We start from the raw sequence: 16,406 nt of genomic DNA on the forward strand, positions 1-16,406 counted from the left end.
CGAAGATTTTGCTCAGGGTCGCTGGTGTCCCGGGTTCAGGGCAGGGGCGCAGCAATTGTCCTCGCCGGCCAGCCGGCGGGATTCGTCCGTTGTCTCCGCCCGACGGGACGTGGTCCGGCGCAGCATCGCGCCGGTGAGGATTGCCACCACTAGCCCGCCGGCAACGATAAGCATCAACAGTTGGTTGCCGCCCACCCAACTCGACAGGGGACCCGCGATCCCGGACAAGATTGTCGTTCCGGCTGTGCCGCCGAAAAGTTGGGGCAGCCAATACACGAGCAGGTACCCGCCGGATAGCGCTAAGACGGCGTCGGTGATCCGGCTCATGTGGGGCATCAAACGGCGCAAGTATCTACTGATCACCGTGCTAGCAAAGGCGGTCACCACCGAAAGAGTGACTAGAAGGATGCTGGAGCCTGCCGCGTAGGCGGCAAACACTAGTAGCACGGTTCCCCACCCGGTGCCGGTGAGGGCTTGGGTGACCACCGCCAAGAGCAGGGCCAGGCTGCATGATGCCGACGCCAGTGCGTAGCCGACCCCGAATGCGAACATCCCGCCCGCTTTACGCTTCTGCCCCACCGAACTCAAAGACGTCATCCCGAGCGAGATTCGGAGGCCGATCAGCATCCCAAGACCTAGCAGAACAAACACGGCGCCCAGCACCGCGGCCAGCCACGGGATCGCCCCGATCAGCGAGCGCATCCCGACAGCTAACAGCAGACCGAACACCGTAAACGTTCCGGTGAACCCCACCGTGAGGGCCACACCCGACTTCAACCCGCCGACCAGCCGCCCCCAGGTTCCACGCGTGCCGACTGCGGTCGCCGAGCCAGTGCCGTAGGCGAGAAAGGCGGGTAGGACAGCGAAACCACACGGGTTGAGCGGGGCAAGCATTCCGGCCCCGAACGCCAGAACCAGAAGCGCGCTCATCAAGCACTAGCCTTGGCCACAGCATCACGGATCTGCCCCGCACTGGGCTCCACACCACGGAACACCACCTTGCCGGACCCATCCAGCACAATCGCGGTGCCCAAATCCTGCACACCATATGCGTCAATCAGGCCCGCGTTGGTATCAAGCGCATACGCCATCGAGGTCGCATGATATTGGGAAAGGAACGCTTCGACCTGAGGTCCTGTCTCGTCAGGTGACACATCCACGGCCACATAATCGACCTTCTGTGCGGTACTGCTTTGAACATCGGCCAGCACCTTCGCCGTCGGCCCGCACGAGGAACAACCGACCGCGAAGAAGTACACCACGGTCGGTTTCGACCCCGGCACCGTCACCTTCGCACCGGCCACCGTCTGAGCAGTGAACGGAACCGCAACCGACGCAGCGGCCGGCGAGACAGCCCCGGCTGGGGTTTGAGCCGCCTGGGGTACGGCACACCCGGTCAAGCCGAGGCCAACGCTAACCAGTACGCCGACAACGATCAGCCACGAGGGGCGGAGTCGCACCACTCGTGACATCCGTTGACTCAAAGAGACTGCCCTCACCGCTGTTCGGCCTCCGCATGGTCAGAGATGCCTTGGTCCGCAGCGGTCTTCCGCGGCACACAGCAAGCATCGACTTGCCCGCCCCGTTGTGTCCTGCGACGCAAAAAAACCACTGACAGCCCCACCACCGCAGCAATCGCCACGGCGATAACCCACGGGTTACCCACGACTGAACCGACAGCGCCCAGAACCCCTGCAGCACCAGCCCCGATCAACAATGGGGCACCGCAGCAAACCACCGGAAGAAGCAGAATACCGATGGTGCCCAACACCGTCGTCCCACCGCCACGTTTCGAACCTGTCATCATTGCCGTTCCTTCCCAAGCACGGGACTATGGCCCCACCACTCGAAGCAGTAGTGGGGTGAGAACTGCTCTCGCCAACAGTCTCATCCTTGCCCTAGAGGAGAATGTCAAGCTGATCTTTCAAGCGCAGCCTCGTCGGCCAAGTCAAGTGCCGCAGCTCGTGCGTAGGAGGTTCCGCTTGCGGGCCGTGAGAACCGACATCGGTGGGCGCAGTCCAGGCCGGGCGCACTTGGGCGTGGTGCGGTTCGGGATTTGCCCACGGATTCGTGCGTTTCAGCAGAAGCGCCGCCCGGTCTTCGGGCGGTCGCGCGCACCCGTTGACGGTTTTAGACCAGCGGTTTAGGCTAGTGGTTTAAAGCGGCCGCCGGAGAGGATGCGTCATGAAGGTCTTGATCGTGGGTGCCGGGATCGCCGGCCCGACGCTGGCGTTCTGGCTCAACAGGTCGGGCCACGAGGTCACCATCGTGGAACACGCTCCCAAGTTGCGCAGCGGCGGTTACCTGGTCGATTTCTGGGGTGCCGGTTTCGATGTGGCGCAGCGGATGGGCATCGTGCCCGAGTTGCGTACGCGCGGCTATGTGTTCACGGAGGCGAGGGCGATCGATCGGAGCGGTCGCAAGATCGCGTCGTTCAATCCCGAGGCCGTGATCGAGTCGAATAAGCGGTATCTGAGCATTCCGCGAACCGACCTGGCTTCGGTGATCTACGACTCCCTCGGCGGCGCGGTGGAGCTGATGCTCAGCGACACCGTGCGAGACCTCGCCGACGACGGTGAGCGCGTTCGGGTCGCCTTCGAGAGCGGGAGCGCCCGCGATTTCGATCTCGTCATCGGCGCGGATGGCCTGCACTCGCGGGTGCGCAGGCTTGCTTTCGGGCCGGAGGAGCAATTCGAGAAGTATCTCGGCATGGTGGTGGCCGCGTTCGATGCGGAGCGGTATCCGGAACGTGACGAGCTCGTGGCGATGATGTACGCCGAGGTCGGGTTTCAGGCGATCCGACTCTCTTTTCGCGACGACGCCACCCTGCTCCTGTTCAGTCTGCGGCATGACGGCGACGTGCCGGTCGAGCGCACGGCACAGGAGAGCTTGCTGCGGGAGCAGCTGGGCGACAAAGGGTGGGAGGTTCCCGAGATGCTGGCGGCAATGCCCAACGCGAAGAACTTCTATTTCGACTCGGTGAGCCAGATCCAGATGCCGTCGTGGTCGACCGGCCGCATCGCCTTGGTGGGCGATGCCGGCGCGTGTCCGTCTTTCTTGGCGGGTCAGGGCTCGGCGCTGGCCATGGTGGAGGCGTACACGCTGGCGGCGGAACTGGCACGAACCAGTGACCACCGCGAGGCGTTCGCCCGCTACGAGGAGCGGCTGGCCCCGCTGATACGCTCCAAGCAGGATGCCGCCCAGGGCTTGGGTGTGGCCTTCGCCCCGAAGAATAGATTCCAGCTTCTCGTGAGGAATACGGTGTTGAAGATGATGGGGCTTCCCAAGGTTGCCGAGATCGCGATGGGCAGGAGCTTCCACGACCGGGTCGAACTCCCGTCCTTCCCGCAACAGAATTCGAGGCGCTGACCGAATGGTTCGACCCCGATTCACGAAATTGCCTGCGCCGCAGCAACAGGCGATCGTGCAGGCGGCCCTCGACGAGTTCGCGACGCACGGGTTTCACGACGCCTCGCTCAACCGGGTCATCGATGCCGCCGGAATTTCCAAGGGGTCGATGTATTACTACTTCGACGGCAAAGAGGATCTGTATGCCTACGTCGCGCAGCTCGGCCTGGCCGGGCTGTTCGGGCAGGTTGGTCCACTGCCCGACCTGGGCGTGGGGGATGCCGACGCCTTCTGGTCGGTTCTGGGCGACTACTACCTCCGGCTGATGCGAGCACTCGTCGCGTCACCGCAGTTGGCGGCCATGTTGCGCGGCTGGGCCGCCGCGGCGAAGAGCCCCGCCTCACAGAAGGCGCAGCAGGAACTGGAGCAGTCATCCCTCCCATGGATCGCGCAGGTGCTCGCCACCGGGCAGCGGGTGGGAGCGGTGCGCGACGACGTCCCACCCACCCTGCTGATCGCGGTAGTGATGGGCATGGGAGAGGCGGTGGATGTCTGGCTCATGTCCCAGCGGGCCGACGATGACGCACTTCCCGGCCTGATCGCGTCGCTGATGAGCATGATCAGGGGAGCAGTCGGTCCCTGACTGGATAGCCGTCCATGACTACGCCGCGGCGAGCCCGGAGTCGCTCAGTCGTCAAGCAGGGCGAGCCGCTACCGGCTTGCCCTGCGCCAGCGGCTGAGCCGTCGACGGGGAGCTTCCTGGTGTCGCTCAACGCGTCTGGGTACATTCTCCTCGCGGTGCGGCTCGGCAGGTTGTAGAGGAACACGCCCGGCATCTCGACCAACGCCACGATCACAGCTCTGGACGATGGTGAAGAAACGGATTGCGCTCTTCAGCATCAAGGTTGACGAACTGCCCGCCTGCGGATCCCTTACTGGGGAACGAATTTGTCGCGCAGCACGTTCCTCTTTCGGAACGCACAGCCCCCGAGCAATTCATGCCCCAGTACGATCCCTGCGCCCTAACCTCAACGGCCAGACCCCTTGCCCACCCAAGCTGAAATTCTCGCCTTGCCCCTGGCCACGATCCTTCCTATTTCGAATGGTCGGATGCCGCGGTCCAATACCCGATACTCGTCATCCGGTGTGATTCGAAGAGGACCATGGTGTGCTCCCGGAACCGCCGGAGTAGGTCGTTCATCTTGCCCTCAGCGACGGTATAGGTGCGCAGTTCATAGTCCATATCAGCCTCAACACGTTATGAGTTATTGTTCTTCCCGGGCATGTCTATCCTTCCCGCGGCGACGTATGGGACCCGGCTCACCGGGCTCGGCTTGCGGCGAGCTGGCCAGAGTCTCCTGCTGATTGGTGCGACCGTTCCACGAGTTGTTGCGCCATGGTGCTGGCCATCTCGACCAGCGCGGCGTCATGGGTCTGTTTCGCAGAGGTGATGGCTCCGTCATAGAGCACCATAATTTGCGGAACGACGGGGTCGCCGATGTGCGTTCCCAGCAGGTGGGCAATGTGGTTACCCACGGTGAGCCGGTAGTCCTTAACGATGTTTCGGATGGTCTCATCGTTCGGGCACTCCACGATGGCGTTGGTGAAGGCACAGCCGTGAAAGGTGCCGTTGACTACCGCGTTCGCAACGATGGAAAACATTCGGGCGACACGCTCGGACGGATCGGCTGTCGGCGAATCCGCCGTCTCTGCGTTGCGCTTCCAGGCCGCCTCCTGGCCGCGGAGGTACGCCGCCACCAGCGCCTGCTTGTTGTGGAAGTGATAGTACATGCTTCCCTTGGCCGCCCCGGCCTCGGCAATGACCCTATCGATGCCGGTGGAATTGATTCCCTGTGAGTAGAAAAGCCTGGTCGCCGTCTCGAAGAGGCGCTCACGAGACTTCTTGGTGGTAGTACCCATCGCAGCATCCATGTTGACAATGTTAGACGAATCTGTCTAATGTCAATAGACGGGTCCGTCTAATATCTAGCCGGACAGAAACTGGAGTAATCGTGTCGGAGTTCAAAGTCGCTGTAGTCATCAACCAACCCATCGGTGCTGATCTGTCCCGGGTGTACCGGGGCTTGAAAACGGCGCTCGAATTCAAGAAGGCCGGCGACGAGGTCGTGGTGCAGTTCGATGGGGCCGGAGTGGAAAGCCTCGCCGCGATCTCGAGCAAAGAAAGCAAGTTGAATCCGCTCGCTGTGGCACTGGCCGACAACATCATTGGCGCCTGTGCCTTTTGTGCTCACTCCCACAAAGTCGAGGACCAGATCCGCGACGCGGGCTGGAACCTGCTCACGGACAACGACGGTGAGGCCAGCAACCGCAAGCTCCTCGTCGACGGATATCAGATCCTCAGCTTCTAACACGAGAGTGCGTGCGGCTCACCGACCTCCCAGTCGATGGGTCGCACCGGCGTCATCGCTTACCGGGTGTGGGGGTCGAGCGCGAATATCCAGACCGCTCAGAGGCCAGTGTTGCGAACGAATAAATCGGGACAACAGCGGTCCGCAGCGTCAGTGCTCATAGGTGCAACTCGCGCAGGCAGGGGTACAGGATTGTCGGCGCGGGCCAAAACGGTAGGCCGACCCCGACCACGCCTCTTGCAGATCGAGGTCGACCGTGTCCAGTTCGGATATTCGACGGCGCGAGAGGGGCTGGCCTATCCGCAGCACGAGCGGGAGAATCGGGGCGTGGGCGCTCCATTGAACGACCGGCAGCGTGCGGTTCTGAACTGGATAGCGGCGGGACGCCGTGCGGGCGATGAGCCGATTCCGACGTACAAGCATTCGGCTACCGCGTTGGCGAGCCGTGGGCTGATCGACCTCGACAACCGGTATGGGACGTCGTGGCGGGCCAGGCTGACGTCGCGGGGTCGATATTGGCTGGAGCATGGCGAGTACCCGCCTGTCGGGATGGTCCTGGAGCCGCTGATCGAAGTCGATGAGGAAGCCGCATCTCCTGGCGAGGCGGTGTCGGATGCGGAGTTCGTGAACTGGCGACGCGTACTGCGCTCGGACTGGAACTCCGGCGGCCAGGCGCTGTCATACCTGGAAGTGGCCGAGGAGTGGGCGCTCCACGCGGCGTACCAGCCGACGAAGGACATCTCGGAGCAGCAAGCGCTCGCAGACTTCCGAGACATGCAACGGCTCCGGCCGGAGAACGCGGCCGAGGCCGACGCGGCGTGCGAACACTACGGACGGGCGCGAGAGCAGGTGCAACACGACGCTGTTCGGGCGCAACAGGCCAGAGAGTCAGGTGTTGCGCCGCGCAAACGACGCGGCAAGGAACGCAACCTCACCGTCCGGGCGCTGGCACGCCCCGAGCCCGACCTCCATGCGCTCGCCCGGGTGCTAATCCAGGTCGCGATCGACAAGGCCAAGGCAGACGAGCAACCCGAAGACGACGCGGACGATCAGAACGCCCGAAGCGCCGCGCCACGGCTTTCGTCAAGGGCGAGCGAGATGCTGCGCAACCTGCCCGAGATGCGCGGGGAGTCAATGCTGGCACCCGAACCCCGATCACGTACCACGTCACCACCTGCCAACCCACCGAGAGCGCGGCCGGTGCCGCCGGATGTGCAGGCGAAGCTCGAAGAGGCGCGGGCCTGTCATCGGGCAGGGACGTATCTGGCCGCGGTACTCGTCGCACGGGCGGCGCTCGCCGATGCCCTCGACGGCGTCGGCGCGCCACGCGACGACGACCTGACGCAACGATTGGACCGCCTCGCCCAGGAGGGGCGGCTCAGCCGCGATCTTGTCGCCCGCGCGGCCGCGAGCCGGCCCATGTCGATCGTGCCTTCCCGTCCCGAGGTGACGGCGACAGAGAGCGCGACCCTGCTCGACATCACCATCGACGTCGTCACTGAGCTCTACCAGGGGTCGACCGCCCGCTGAATCCGGTCACTGACCGGCACACCTGAGAGGTATGACGGTCTCGATGCGGGTCATGTCGGCGGGCGATGGCTACAAGTACCTGCTACGGACGGTCGCCGCGGCGGACGGTGACAGGTCGCTCTCTACCCCGTTGACGAGGTACTACAACGCCGAGGGCACGCCGCCCGGCCGGTGGCTCGGAGCCGGTGTTGTCGGCCTCGGCGGCGGTCAGATCGTGGAGGGTGATCAGGTCTCCGAAGCACAGCTCCAGCTCCTTGTAGGCATGGGTCGCGACCCGATCACCGGCACGTCGTTGGGCCGTGCCTACCCCGCGTACCAGCCTGTCGCGGAACGGGTCGCTGAGCGCATCTCGGACTTTGACCCTGCTCTGGGGCCGGTCGCGCGCGCGGAGGCGGTTGCCGCTATCGAGGTCGAGGAGGCACAGCGCGGCACGCGGCGAGCGGTTGCCGGATACGACTTCACCTTCTCCATCCCGAAGTCCGCCTCGGTGCTCTGGGCGGTCGCAGACGCGGGCAAGCAAGCGCTGATCGCACAGGCGCACCACGCGGCGGTAGCAGAGGTGGTTGCGTACATGGAACGGGAGGTTGCAGCCACCCGCACGGGCGCAACCGGACGCGACGGCGCGGTTGCGCAGGTGGGCGTTCGCGGGCTGATCGCAACCGCGTTCGACCACTACGACAGCCGGGCGGGCGATCCGCACTTGCACACGCATGTCGTCATCTCGAACAAGGTACAGACCGTTCTCGACGGCAAGTGGCGCTCGCTGGATGGGCGGCCGATGCACGCGGCGACGGTTGCGCTCTCGGAGTTGCATGAGGCCGTGTTCGCCGACCACCTGACTCGAATGTTCGGCGTCGAGTGGGAGGCCCGCGACATGGGCCGCGACCGGAACCCGGCGTGGGCGATCGTGGGTGTGCCAGAGGAGCTGCTGGCAGAGTTCTCCACGAGGTCGCGGCACATTGACGTCGAGACAGACCGTCTTATCGAGCAATACGTGACCGAGCACGGGCACCGTCCGTCGCCGGCGACGATCATGAAGCTCCGCGCCCAGGCGACACTCTCGACGCGGCCGGAGAAGGCAGTGCACTCGCTGGCCGACCTCACCGCCGACTGGCGGCGGCGGACCGGCCGCATCCTCGGATCGGATGCGACCTCGTGGGCGCAGGGTGTGACTGCGAACGAGGAGCCGCTACTGCTCCACGCGGACGACATACCGTTGGACGTGATCGCCTCGCTCGGGGGAAGCGTTGTCGAGGCGGTCGGTGAGAAGCGCTCCACCTGGCGGCGGTGGAATCTGACCGCCGAGGCGGCCCGGCAGACGATGCGCTACCGGTTCGCCAGCACCGAGGATCGGGAGGCGGTCGCCGGCCTGGTCGTGGACGCCGCCGAAGCCGCATCACTACGGCTGACGCCGCCCGAGCTCGCATCCAGTCCGGCGGTGTTCCAGCGGCCGGACGGGACGAGCGTGTTCCGGCCGAAGTACTCGACAGTGTTCTCCTCAGGGGAATTGCTGGCGGCCGAAGGCCGCCTCCTCGAGCGCGCCCGCGCCACCACTGGCCCGACCGTGCCGCTCGCGACGGTCGAGCGGATCGCGGCACGGCCCGACCGGAAGGGACAGATGCTCGGTGACGACCAGGCCGCTGCGCTAGCGAAAGTCGCCGTCTCCGGCCGCGTCGTCGATGTCCTCGTGGGTCCGGCTGGGGTGGGCAAGACGACCGCGATGAACGCGCTTCGCCGGGCGTGGGAGGCCGAGCACGGCCCCGGCTCGGTGGTCGGGCTCGCACCCTCCGCGGCTGCGGCGCAGGTCCTCGCCGATGACCTCGGCGTCCAGACCGAGAACACGGCGAAGTGGTGGGACACGCACGAGCGCACCGGCGAGACATTCCGCAAGGGCCAACTCGTCATCGTGGACGAAGCCTCTCTCGCCGGCACGCTCTCCCTCGACCGCATCACGCGCCTCGCAGCCGACGCCGGTGCGAAGGTGCTCCTGGTGGGCGATTACGCGCAGCTCCAGTCGGTCGACGCCGGTGGGGCGTTCTCGCTGCTCGTGCACGACCGTGAGGACGTACCCGAGCTGGTCGACGTCCACAGGTTCATGAACCCGTGGGAGAAGATCGCCTCGCTCGGCCTGCGCCACGGGCGCTCCGAGGTCATCGACGCCTATCTGGAGCACGGCCGAATCATCGGTGGGGCGACGGAGACGATGATCGACACCGCCTACACTGCATGGCACGCAGACCGGCTCGCCGGACGCGCGACCGTGCTGGTCACCGACTCGAACGAATCCGTCCTCGCGCTTAACCAGCGCGCCCGCACCGACCTGATCCTCGACGGCACCGTGAATGCGCTGCGCGAGGTCGAGCTGCACGACGGCACGAGGGCCGCGGTCGGGGATTCGGTCATCACCCGGCACAACGACCGGCGTCTGCGCGCCGGCCGAGGCTGGGTTCGCAACGGAGACAGGTGGACGGTCACTGAGGTTCGCGATGATGGTTCCCTCACTCTCCGCCTGGCCGGCAAACGGTGGGGCAGGTCGGTCGTGCTCCCGGCCGGGTACGTGGCCGAGCACCTCGACCTCGGCTACGCGGTGACTTCTTTCCGCGCGCAGGGCATCACGACGGAAACAGCGCACGTCCTGGTCGACGCTTCGATGACCCGGGAGAACCTGTACGTCGCTCTCACTCGCGGCCGTGAGGCGAACATGGCCTACGTCGCCGTCGACAAGCCCGACGACTCGCACGAGGGGCCGCATCCCGGAGACAACATCGAGGCCACGGCGAAGTCGGTGCTGTTCGGGGTGCTGCAGCACGTCGGTGCCGAACTCTCCGCCCACGAGACGATCACCGCCGAGCAAGAGGCATGGGGGTCGATCGCCCAGCTCGCCGCCGAGTACGAAACACTTGCCGCCGCCGCGCAACACGACCGCTGGGCGAACCTCATCCAAGCCTCCGGCCTCACTGACGACGAAGCAGAGGCCGCGATCAGCTCTCCGGCATTCGGCGCGCTGACCGCCGAGCTGCGCCGGGCCGAGGCCAACCACTACGACACCGAAGCGCTGCTACCGCGCCTCGTGCGAGCACGACGGTTCACCGACGCCGACGACATCGCCGCCGTCCTCCACTATCGCGTCGCCAAGGCCACCGAGCGGCCCGCCGGCTCCGGGCGTGTCCGCAAGACCCCGTGCCTGATCGCTGGCCTCATCCCCGAGGCCACCGGAACCATGAGCCCCGCGTTCCGGCGGGCGCTCACCGAGCGGCGCGACCTCATCGAAGCCCGCACAGACGCAATGCTCGACGCCGCAGTCAGCGAGGGTCAGGAGTGGATCGTGGGGCTCGGGAGCCAGCCGAAGCAGGCCCGCGCCGCGCTCGCGTGGCGGCAGGCAGCCCGCGTTGTCGCCGCGTACCGCGATCGCTACGGCATCAGCGACGCATCCACGTTTGGCGCGCCGACTGAGAGCGACGCGCAAAAGATCGATGCCACCCGCTCGCGTGCCGCGCTCGATCAGGCTCGGAGGCTCGCGGACGCCGAACCTGCCGACCAGGAACCCGTCTACCGCACCGGGCCAGAGCGGGTCGGCCCGACCCTATAGACGCAGCCACCACCGACGGTACCGACCGCGCACCTCTTACGCACGGCGCCCCCAAGTCGTATTCTGAGGAGGAGGCAGCGTTCCAATCTCTGCAGGTCCTTCGGGACAGTCCCTTCGGGGCCACTCATCATATTCTGCCTCCTCGACGGAGAAACACGTCTGATGAGAGGCCTGATCATGCTCCGATTGCTCTGGGCGCTGAGCGTCCGCGCCCGCTACATCCTGCGGCGCTACATGCCTACGAACATCCTGCTCGACCTGATCCGCACCCGCCGCGGCCTGAAATGGGGCCTTCCAGCGATGCTCCTCGCTGCCCCGTACCTGCTCGCCGCGAGCATCTGCACCAACCTCATCGCTGATGGCGGCCCTGGCTGGCTCAACCTGCTCGTGGTCCTGTTCGTATGGAACGGAGTCAAGTTCCTAGTTTTCGGACCGATCAGCTTGATTCTTCTGGCCCGCGCCCTGATCGCAGAACACCGAGACGAGGCTCGACGAATCGAGACCGAACCCAGCCACTCTCGGCTTTCGGTCTAGCTTTTTCCGCCGACGCCGCCACACCCGGTGAAAGCTTGTCATGGTGATTGCGACAGACCGGGCCGCCGTTCGTGCGGTTATCAACGACGCTCGACGGCGTCCATGGGAGAATGAAGCTCTGGGTCGACCAGGCTTTTCTGAGGATGACAACGTGGCATACCGCTATCAGGATCTCGATGACCAGAGATTCCAGAAGCTGTGCCAGTCGCTCCTCGTCATCGTCTTTCCCAACGTTCAATGTCTGCCGGTGCGGCAGTCAGACGGAGGCAGGGACGCCGTCGTCCGACAACCTGGGAAACCTAGCGAACGGGTCATCTATCAGGTCAAGTGGACAGCCGACCACCGTGCACACCCGGACCCCGTCAAATGGCTCGAGGACACCATCGCTGGCGAGCACAAGAACATTCAGCGGTTGGTGAAGGAGGGTGCACAGCAGTACGTCCTGATGACCAACATGCCGTCAACGGCGCATCCGAAGGGCGGAAGGCTCGATCGCCTTGACAGGACGCTTGACACGCTCAGTAAGTCCTACGGCATACCGATGAGTTGCTGGTGGCGCGATGAGCTTGACCGTCGCATGGACCTCGCGCCCGATGCGTTGAAGCTGTCCTACCCTGACGTCCTGACCGGATTCGATGCCTTCAGAGCTTGGCTCGAGAATTCCCGCGAGAACCAGCGCGCACGCGAATTGGACAGAGTCCTCAAGGCAGTGCTGGCCACACAATGGGCCAACGACCGCTATATACGCTTCAAGCAAGCAGGCCTCGAGAACGCCGACATCGGCAACCTCTTCGTCGACGTCCCATTGTCGCTACAGGAAAAGATAGATCAACAATCTCGTCCCCTCGTCGACGTCATTGGTGCAATGAACGGTGCGGCGCTGTACTACCTCTCAAAACCTCCATCAAGATCTGTGGTCCTCGGCGCACCCGGGCAAGGCAAGTCAACCCTCGGGCAATTCGTTTGCCAGGCTTACCGCGCCGCATTGCTCCAAGACGACGCATATTTCGCCAACGTCGGAGAGAAATTTCGACCGGAGAACTCCCGACTGGCTTTCCGCGTCGAGCTGCGCGAATACGCCCAATGGGTCGAAGGTCTCGACCCATTTTCCGACCATGACCCTCAATCAAGACGACCGCGAGGCGCCCCTCGCACCGTTGAGGGCTTCTTGGCTCACGTCATGAGCTTGTCGGGCGACGGATCATCCGTCTCGGTCGCTGACGTGCGCGACATTCTCGACCGCTATCCGACTCTTCTCATCTTCGATGGACTCGACGAAGTTGCGAACTCGATCACCCGTGAGTTGATCGTCAAACAGATTGACGAAGTGAGCGCTCGACTCAAACAACTCAACGCTCAACCATCGATCCTGGTGACGGCGCGGCCGAGTTATGACGCACTCGCTGAGCCCTCACGATCTGAGTACGCGTATCTCGAACTCCAACCGCTCAACGAAGCCCTTCGAATCTCCTACCTACGTAAGTGGGCCACACACCGCCAGATCGACGGCAAAGACCGTCGGGACTTGACTCGCATCTTCCGAGAACGCTCCGCGGAGCCCCACGTTTTGAGCTTGGCTACCAATCCGATGCAGCTGACCATTCTGCTGTACCTCATCAACCGGCGATCCGAGTCCGTTCCCAAGGATCGGACGGGGTTGTACCGGGAATACATGTCCTCATTCCTCGATCGGGAAGCCGAAAAAGATAACGTCGTCAGGCAACACCGACTCCTCCTGGAGGAGGTGACTGGATACCTCGGCTGGTACCTCCAAGCATCGGCCGAGTCCAACACAGCGCAGATCAGATTGACCCAGAAAGACCTCGCAAAAACCCTGCTGCTCTACCTGCATGAGGAGGGCAAGGACGTAACCCTCGTCGAGGAACTCTTCACCGCGATGCGGGATCGGGTCTGGGTGATTACCAGCCGCGTCCAAGGGACTTACGAATTCGACGTCCAACCCATCCGCGAATTCTTCGCGGCCCAGCATCTGGTGAATACCGCGCCGCTCAGGACAAGCAGTGGCGGAGCGGACAAGATCGATCGGTTTAAGGCAATCGCCTCGCGGCCCTATTGGCTCAACACCACCCGTTTCATGGCAGGCTTCTTCGTCCAAGGCGAATTATTCGCGCTCAAGGATGCACTGGACCAACTCCGGGAAGAGAACCCGCAAGACTTCTGGCCGCTCCGTGTCGCGCGCACACTCGTACAAGACGGCGTATTCGACGCGAAACCGCGAGCGAGATCTCTCGCGGTCACTGCGAACAATGATGCGCTCGGTCTTCGGCTCTTGACTCGCGACTTGACGGCCAGCGACACCCAGCCGTACCCGCCAGATCGTGGCGGTCAAGAGGTAGTCGATCTGCTGCGAAAGGCAATTGAAAGAGACCCGGCTCACTTTGTGAGCCTGGAATACGCTTGGTCACTTGTACGACACGACCAGCCCGTCGAGTTCTCTCAGTGGTGGCTTCAGGGCTATGAGAACAGCTCGTCCGACCTTCGGTGGGCATGGCTCCGGCTCGGGAGCGTTATACAGATCGGCAGCTACCTCACCACTTCAGATCTGAAGTCGGTCCAGATCACTAACGAAGACGATGCAGCGTATCTCCTCGCCGCATCGATCGAACCCGCAGATGGCTCCGCCGTCGAAGCGGCGATGATCCGCTCCGTGCTATCGGGACGCAGTACATCGGTCCGAGTCGAAGGAGTGTCTCTGCCCGCTGACCTCTTTCGTGTCGCCAATCCCGACAGGCTCATCGCGAAACTGCCCCAGCCCACCGCAGACGTGCCCTACTCGTATGCAGAGGATGCCGCGGAGGCGAACAAGGCAGCGGCTCGCCTACGCAAGCGCGATGATAAGTACGAGCGTTTGCTGACGGCCTTGCGAGGCGGGAAAAGTCAAGGTGGCACCACCACCATCTGGGGAAACAGCGCACTTGAACTCACGAAACTCTACGGCCAGAACTGGCTTGCTCGTGAGATCGCGATCATCGGCGCCTCCGCGACGGGACTCAACATTGGCGGTGACATCGATACCGGCCGACCAGCCTTCGGCCCCGACTCGCACCCCGGCACTCTTCTCCGAGACATTCGCTTCGGCCGCGGCAACATCGACTGGTGGACCGTCCAGCACACTCAACTCATCGACATCATCGACCACGCCTCGTGGGCACTAGCCGCAATCACCTCGGCCACTCCAACGGTCCTTACCGCCCTCGCGCCAAGAATTGAAGAGTCCATCGGTGACCTTCCCGCGCCCTGGCAGACGACGATCGCAGAAGCATCACTGCGGATAGCCGACCGACAGGCCGCGCGCAAAATCTCGTACACCTGGGTCGACCAGATCGCATCGAAGCATCCGGCGACAGCAATCCTTCTCGCGCACCACGTGCCACTGAACGAGAGGGCACTCGGCGTCAAACTCCTCACTACACCACCAGAGGGCACCCTCGCCGAAGATCCATCCACACGGGCACCCATCCTCAGCGCCTACTGGTCACTGCCCAATCCAGACATCGACCTTTCACGACTTCATCTGTTCCGATCCTCCCGATACCCAATCAGAGTTGCACCCTCCGACCGCGGACTGCTTCAGAACCTGCGAGACGACGTACACGCCAACCCCACTCTCTATCCATGGGAAATCATTGCAGCGGGCAGTCGGAACATTGATTCCCAGCGACCCGACAAGGCGGTGCTCCAGCTCGCGCAAGACGATGGCTGGTTCACCAACCCGGAGCTGTGACAGTCATGAGTGAACCCGGCCAGCAGCAACCCATGCTTTCAGGCTTGTTACCGTGACGACGCAGGACTGCGCTGGCATTGCCGTGGGCGACCTGGCGAGCGCAATCGTCTCTGTCCAAGCCTCGCTCAAAGAGTTGCATGTTCGGAGTAGTACGACGGCGATACGGTTGCCGAACAGCGAGGGTCAATTTCCGGATTCGGCTCTTGCTGACGTTCCGCCGGTTGTGGTCGATGCCAATGTCCTACTGAGTGACGTTCTTCAAAGTTGCGTCCGCGAAGGTCGGCACACGACGCTGGTTGCGGCCGCCAACGCCGGTCTGTTCCGTCTTTACTGTGCCGAGCATGTGATTGGGGAGGTGCTGCGGAAGCACAAGGACTTCGCGGCGCGAAAGACGGTGTCATCCGAGGTGTTTCTCGCTGTTTGGGAAGAGCAATATCTCCCTCAGCTTCGAATCATTCCTGGCGTCCTCCCCGAGGAGTTGCTGTCGGCGGCGGAACGCGAGCGTATCGAGACGCTACGGGCGATCGATCCGGACGACATCCCTTCGGTCATTCTGTCGCTCTGCCTTCCGGCCTACTACTTGTCGCAGGACACCGATGCAGCCGCGGCTGTCTACGACGAATACCGCGACGGAAAGCAATTGGAACCGTGGCTGAAGACGCTCTGGGCTGGGGGCGATGCAGGGCAGATGGGGCTGCTGCTCTCCGGGGCCGAAGTGCTAGCCAATCTTTCAGCGTCCGGGGTCTGGGAGTTGCTGAAACTGTCCGCGCGGGCTATGCCTGCCTGGTTGCAGGTTGCCTCGGTCGTGGTAGGAGTTGCGGCAGTTGGCTACTCGATTCGCGTCATGCCGGACGAACGGAAGCAGGACTTTCGAGAGTTGGCGCGGCACGTAGCGACGCTGATCGCGGCGATGGACGCAGAATACAAGCGGGCTCGCAAGGTGTTCGCTCAGGCTGCTCCTACAGTCCCCACTCCAGCCCAACTTGAGACGGAGCTTGCACCTGACCGAGTGCTCTTTCGCGCGTGTTTACGGGCGCTGGCCCGATCACGCTTCAGTGCCTGCACGGCACGTGAACTCGCAGCCCTGCTTCCTGCCCTTCCCGTGGCCCAAAGCGAAGCAAAGGTCAGAGCGATTCTTCGCGACAGCGACTGCTTCCTGGAGGTGAGACATGGCCGATGGCAACTCGGATGGCCGGAGGAGCGGTTTGAGATGGTGCAAAGCGATTCGAAGATATAGGAAACCGGCACGGCATGCGGGGGAGCGAAATGTACGAGCATCTGCCGACTCGTA

At 63.7% G+C, this 16,406-nt stretch carries 12 protein-coding genes; 8 read left to right on the forward strand and 4 right to left on the reverse strand.

Going from position 1 to position 16,406, the window contains the following annotated elements:
- Positions 1-12: 12 nt before the first annotated feature.
- Positions 13-930 carry a cytochrome c biogenesis CcdA family protein gene (locus QU604_RS09215; RefSeq protein WP_308468507.1) on the reverse strand — a complete coding sequence of 306 codons (918 nt, stop codon included), beginning with the start codon at positions 928-930 and terminating at the stop codon, positions 13-15.
- Positions 930-1,472, reverse strand: coding sequence for a thioredoxin family protein (locus QU604_RS09220; protein ID WP_345784279.1), 543 nt, complete (start codon positions 1,470-1,472; stop codon positions 930-932). Before QU604_RS09220 ends, QU604_RS09215 begins: the two co-directional genes overlap by 1 nt.
- A gap of 712 nt (positions 1,473-2,184) precedes the next feature.
- Between QU604_RS09220 and QU604_RS09225 the strand changes: the two genes are divergently transcribed.
- Both QU604_RS09225 and QU604_RS09230 read left to right on the forward strand, forming a co-directional pair.
- A complete protein-coding gene (locus QU604_RS09225; protein ID WP_308468510.1) occupies positions 2,185-3,369 on the forward strand; it encodes an FAD-binding domain in 1,185 nt (394 codons plus the stop codon).
- A 4-nt stretch (positions 3,370-3,373) separates the two neighbouring features.
- The gene (locus QU604_RS09230) at positions 3,374-3,991 is read left to right on the forward strand and encodes a TetR/AcrR family transcriptional regulator (protein WP_308468511.1); all 618 of its coding nucleotides are present in this window, start codon (positions 3,374-3,376) and stop codon (positions 3,989-3,991) included.
- 450 nt (positions 3,992-4,441) lie between these two features.
- On the opposite strand, the gene QU604_RS09235 is transcribed toward QU604_RS09230, so the two are convergent.
- Together QU604_RS09235 and QU604_RS09240 are read right to left on the reverse strand one after the other, a co-directional pair.
- Positions 4,442-4,591 (reverse strand): NIPSNAP family protein, encoded by a 150-nt coding sequence (locus QU604_RS09235; protein WP_308468512.1) that lies wholly within the window; start codon positions 4,589-4,591, stop codon positions 4,442-4,444.
- A gap of 77 nt (positions 4,592-4,668) precedes the next feature.
- A complete protein-coding gene (locus tag QU604_RS09240) occupies positions 4,669-5,280 on the reverse strand; it encodes a TetR/AcrR family transcriptional regulator (protein WP_308468513.1) in 612 nt (203 codons plus the stop codon).
- An 80-nt stretch (positions 5,281-5,360) separates the two neighbouring features.
- Here QU604_RS09240 and QU604_RS09245 point away from each other — a divergent pair, with 80 nt between their 5' ends.
- The 6 genes from QU604_RS09245 to QU604_RS09270 all read left to right on the forward strand — a co-directional run bounded on the left by QU604_RS09245 (position 5,361) and on the right by QU604_RS09270 (position 16,352).
- Complete coding sequence (locus QU604_RS09245; protein WP_308468514.1) at positions 5,361-5,717, forward strand: sulfur reduction protein DsrE; 357 nt, start codon at positions 5,361-5,363, stop codon at positions 5,715-5,717.
- Between the two features lie 327 nt (positions 5,718-6,044).
- Positions 6,045-7,247: a hypothetical protein gene (locus QU604_RS09250; RefSeq protein WP_308468515.1), complete on the forward strand. Its 1,203-nt coding sequence runs from the start codon at positions 6,045-6,047 to the stop codon at positions 7,245-7,247.
- A 31-nt stretch (positions 7,248-7,278) separates the two neighbouring features.
- A complete protein-coding gene (mobF, locus tag QU604_RS09255; RefSeq protein WP_308468516.1) occupies positions 7,279-10,836 on the forward strand; it encodes a MobF family relaxase in 3,558 nt (1,185 codons plus the stop codon).
- A 177-nt stretch (positions 10,837-11,013) separates the two neighbouring features.
- Complete coding sequence (locus QU604_RS09260) at positions 11,014-11,370, forward strand: sulfate permease (RefSeq protein WP_308468886.1); 357 nt, start codon at positions 11,014-11,016, stop codon at positions 11,368-11,370.
- Positions 11,371-11,521: 151 nt separating this feature from the next.
- Positions 11,522-15,115, forward strand: a complete 3,594-nt coding sequence (locus QU604_RS09265) for an NACHT domain-containing protein (RefSeq protein ID WP_308468517.1) — start codon at positions 11,522-11,524, stop codon at positions 15,113-15,115.
- A 52-nt stretch (positions 15,116-15,167) separates the two neighbouring features.
- On the forward strand, positions 15,168-16,352 hold the full coding sequence (locus tag QU604_RS09270) for a PIN domain-containing protein (RefSeq protein WP_308468518.1): 1,185 nt from the start codon (positions 15,168-15,170) through the stop codon (positions 16,350-16,352).
- Positions 16,353-16,406: the final 54 nt, after the last annotated feature.

The sequence above is a fragment of the Rathayibacter sp. SW19 genome, assembly GCF_030866825.1.
Classification (GTDB): domain Bacteria; phylum Actinomycetota; class Actinomycetes; order Actinomycetales; family Microbacteriaceae; genus Rathayibacter_A; species Rathayibacter_A soli.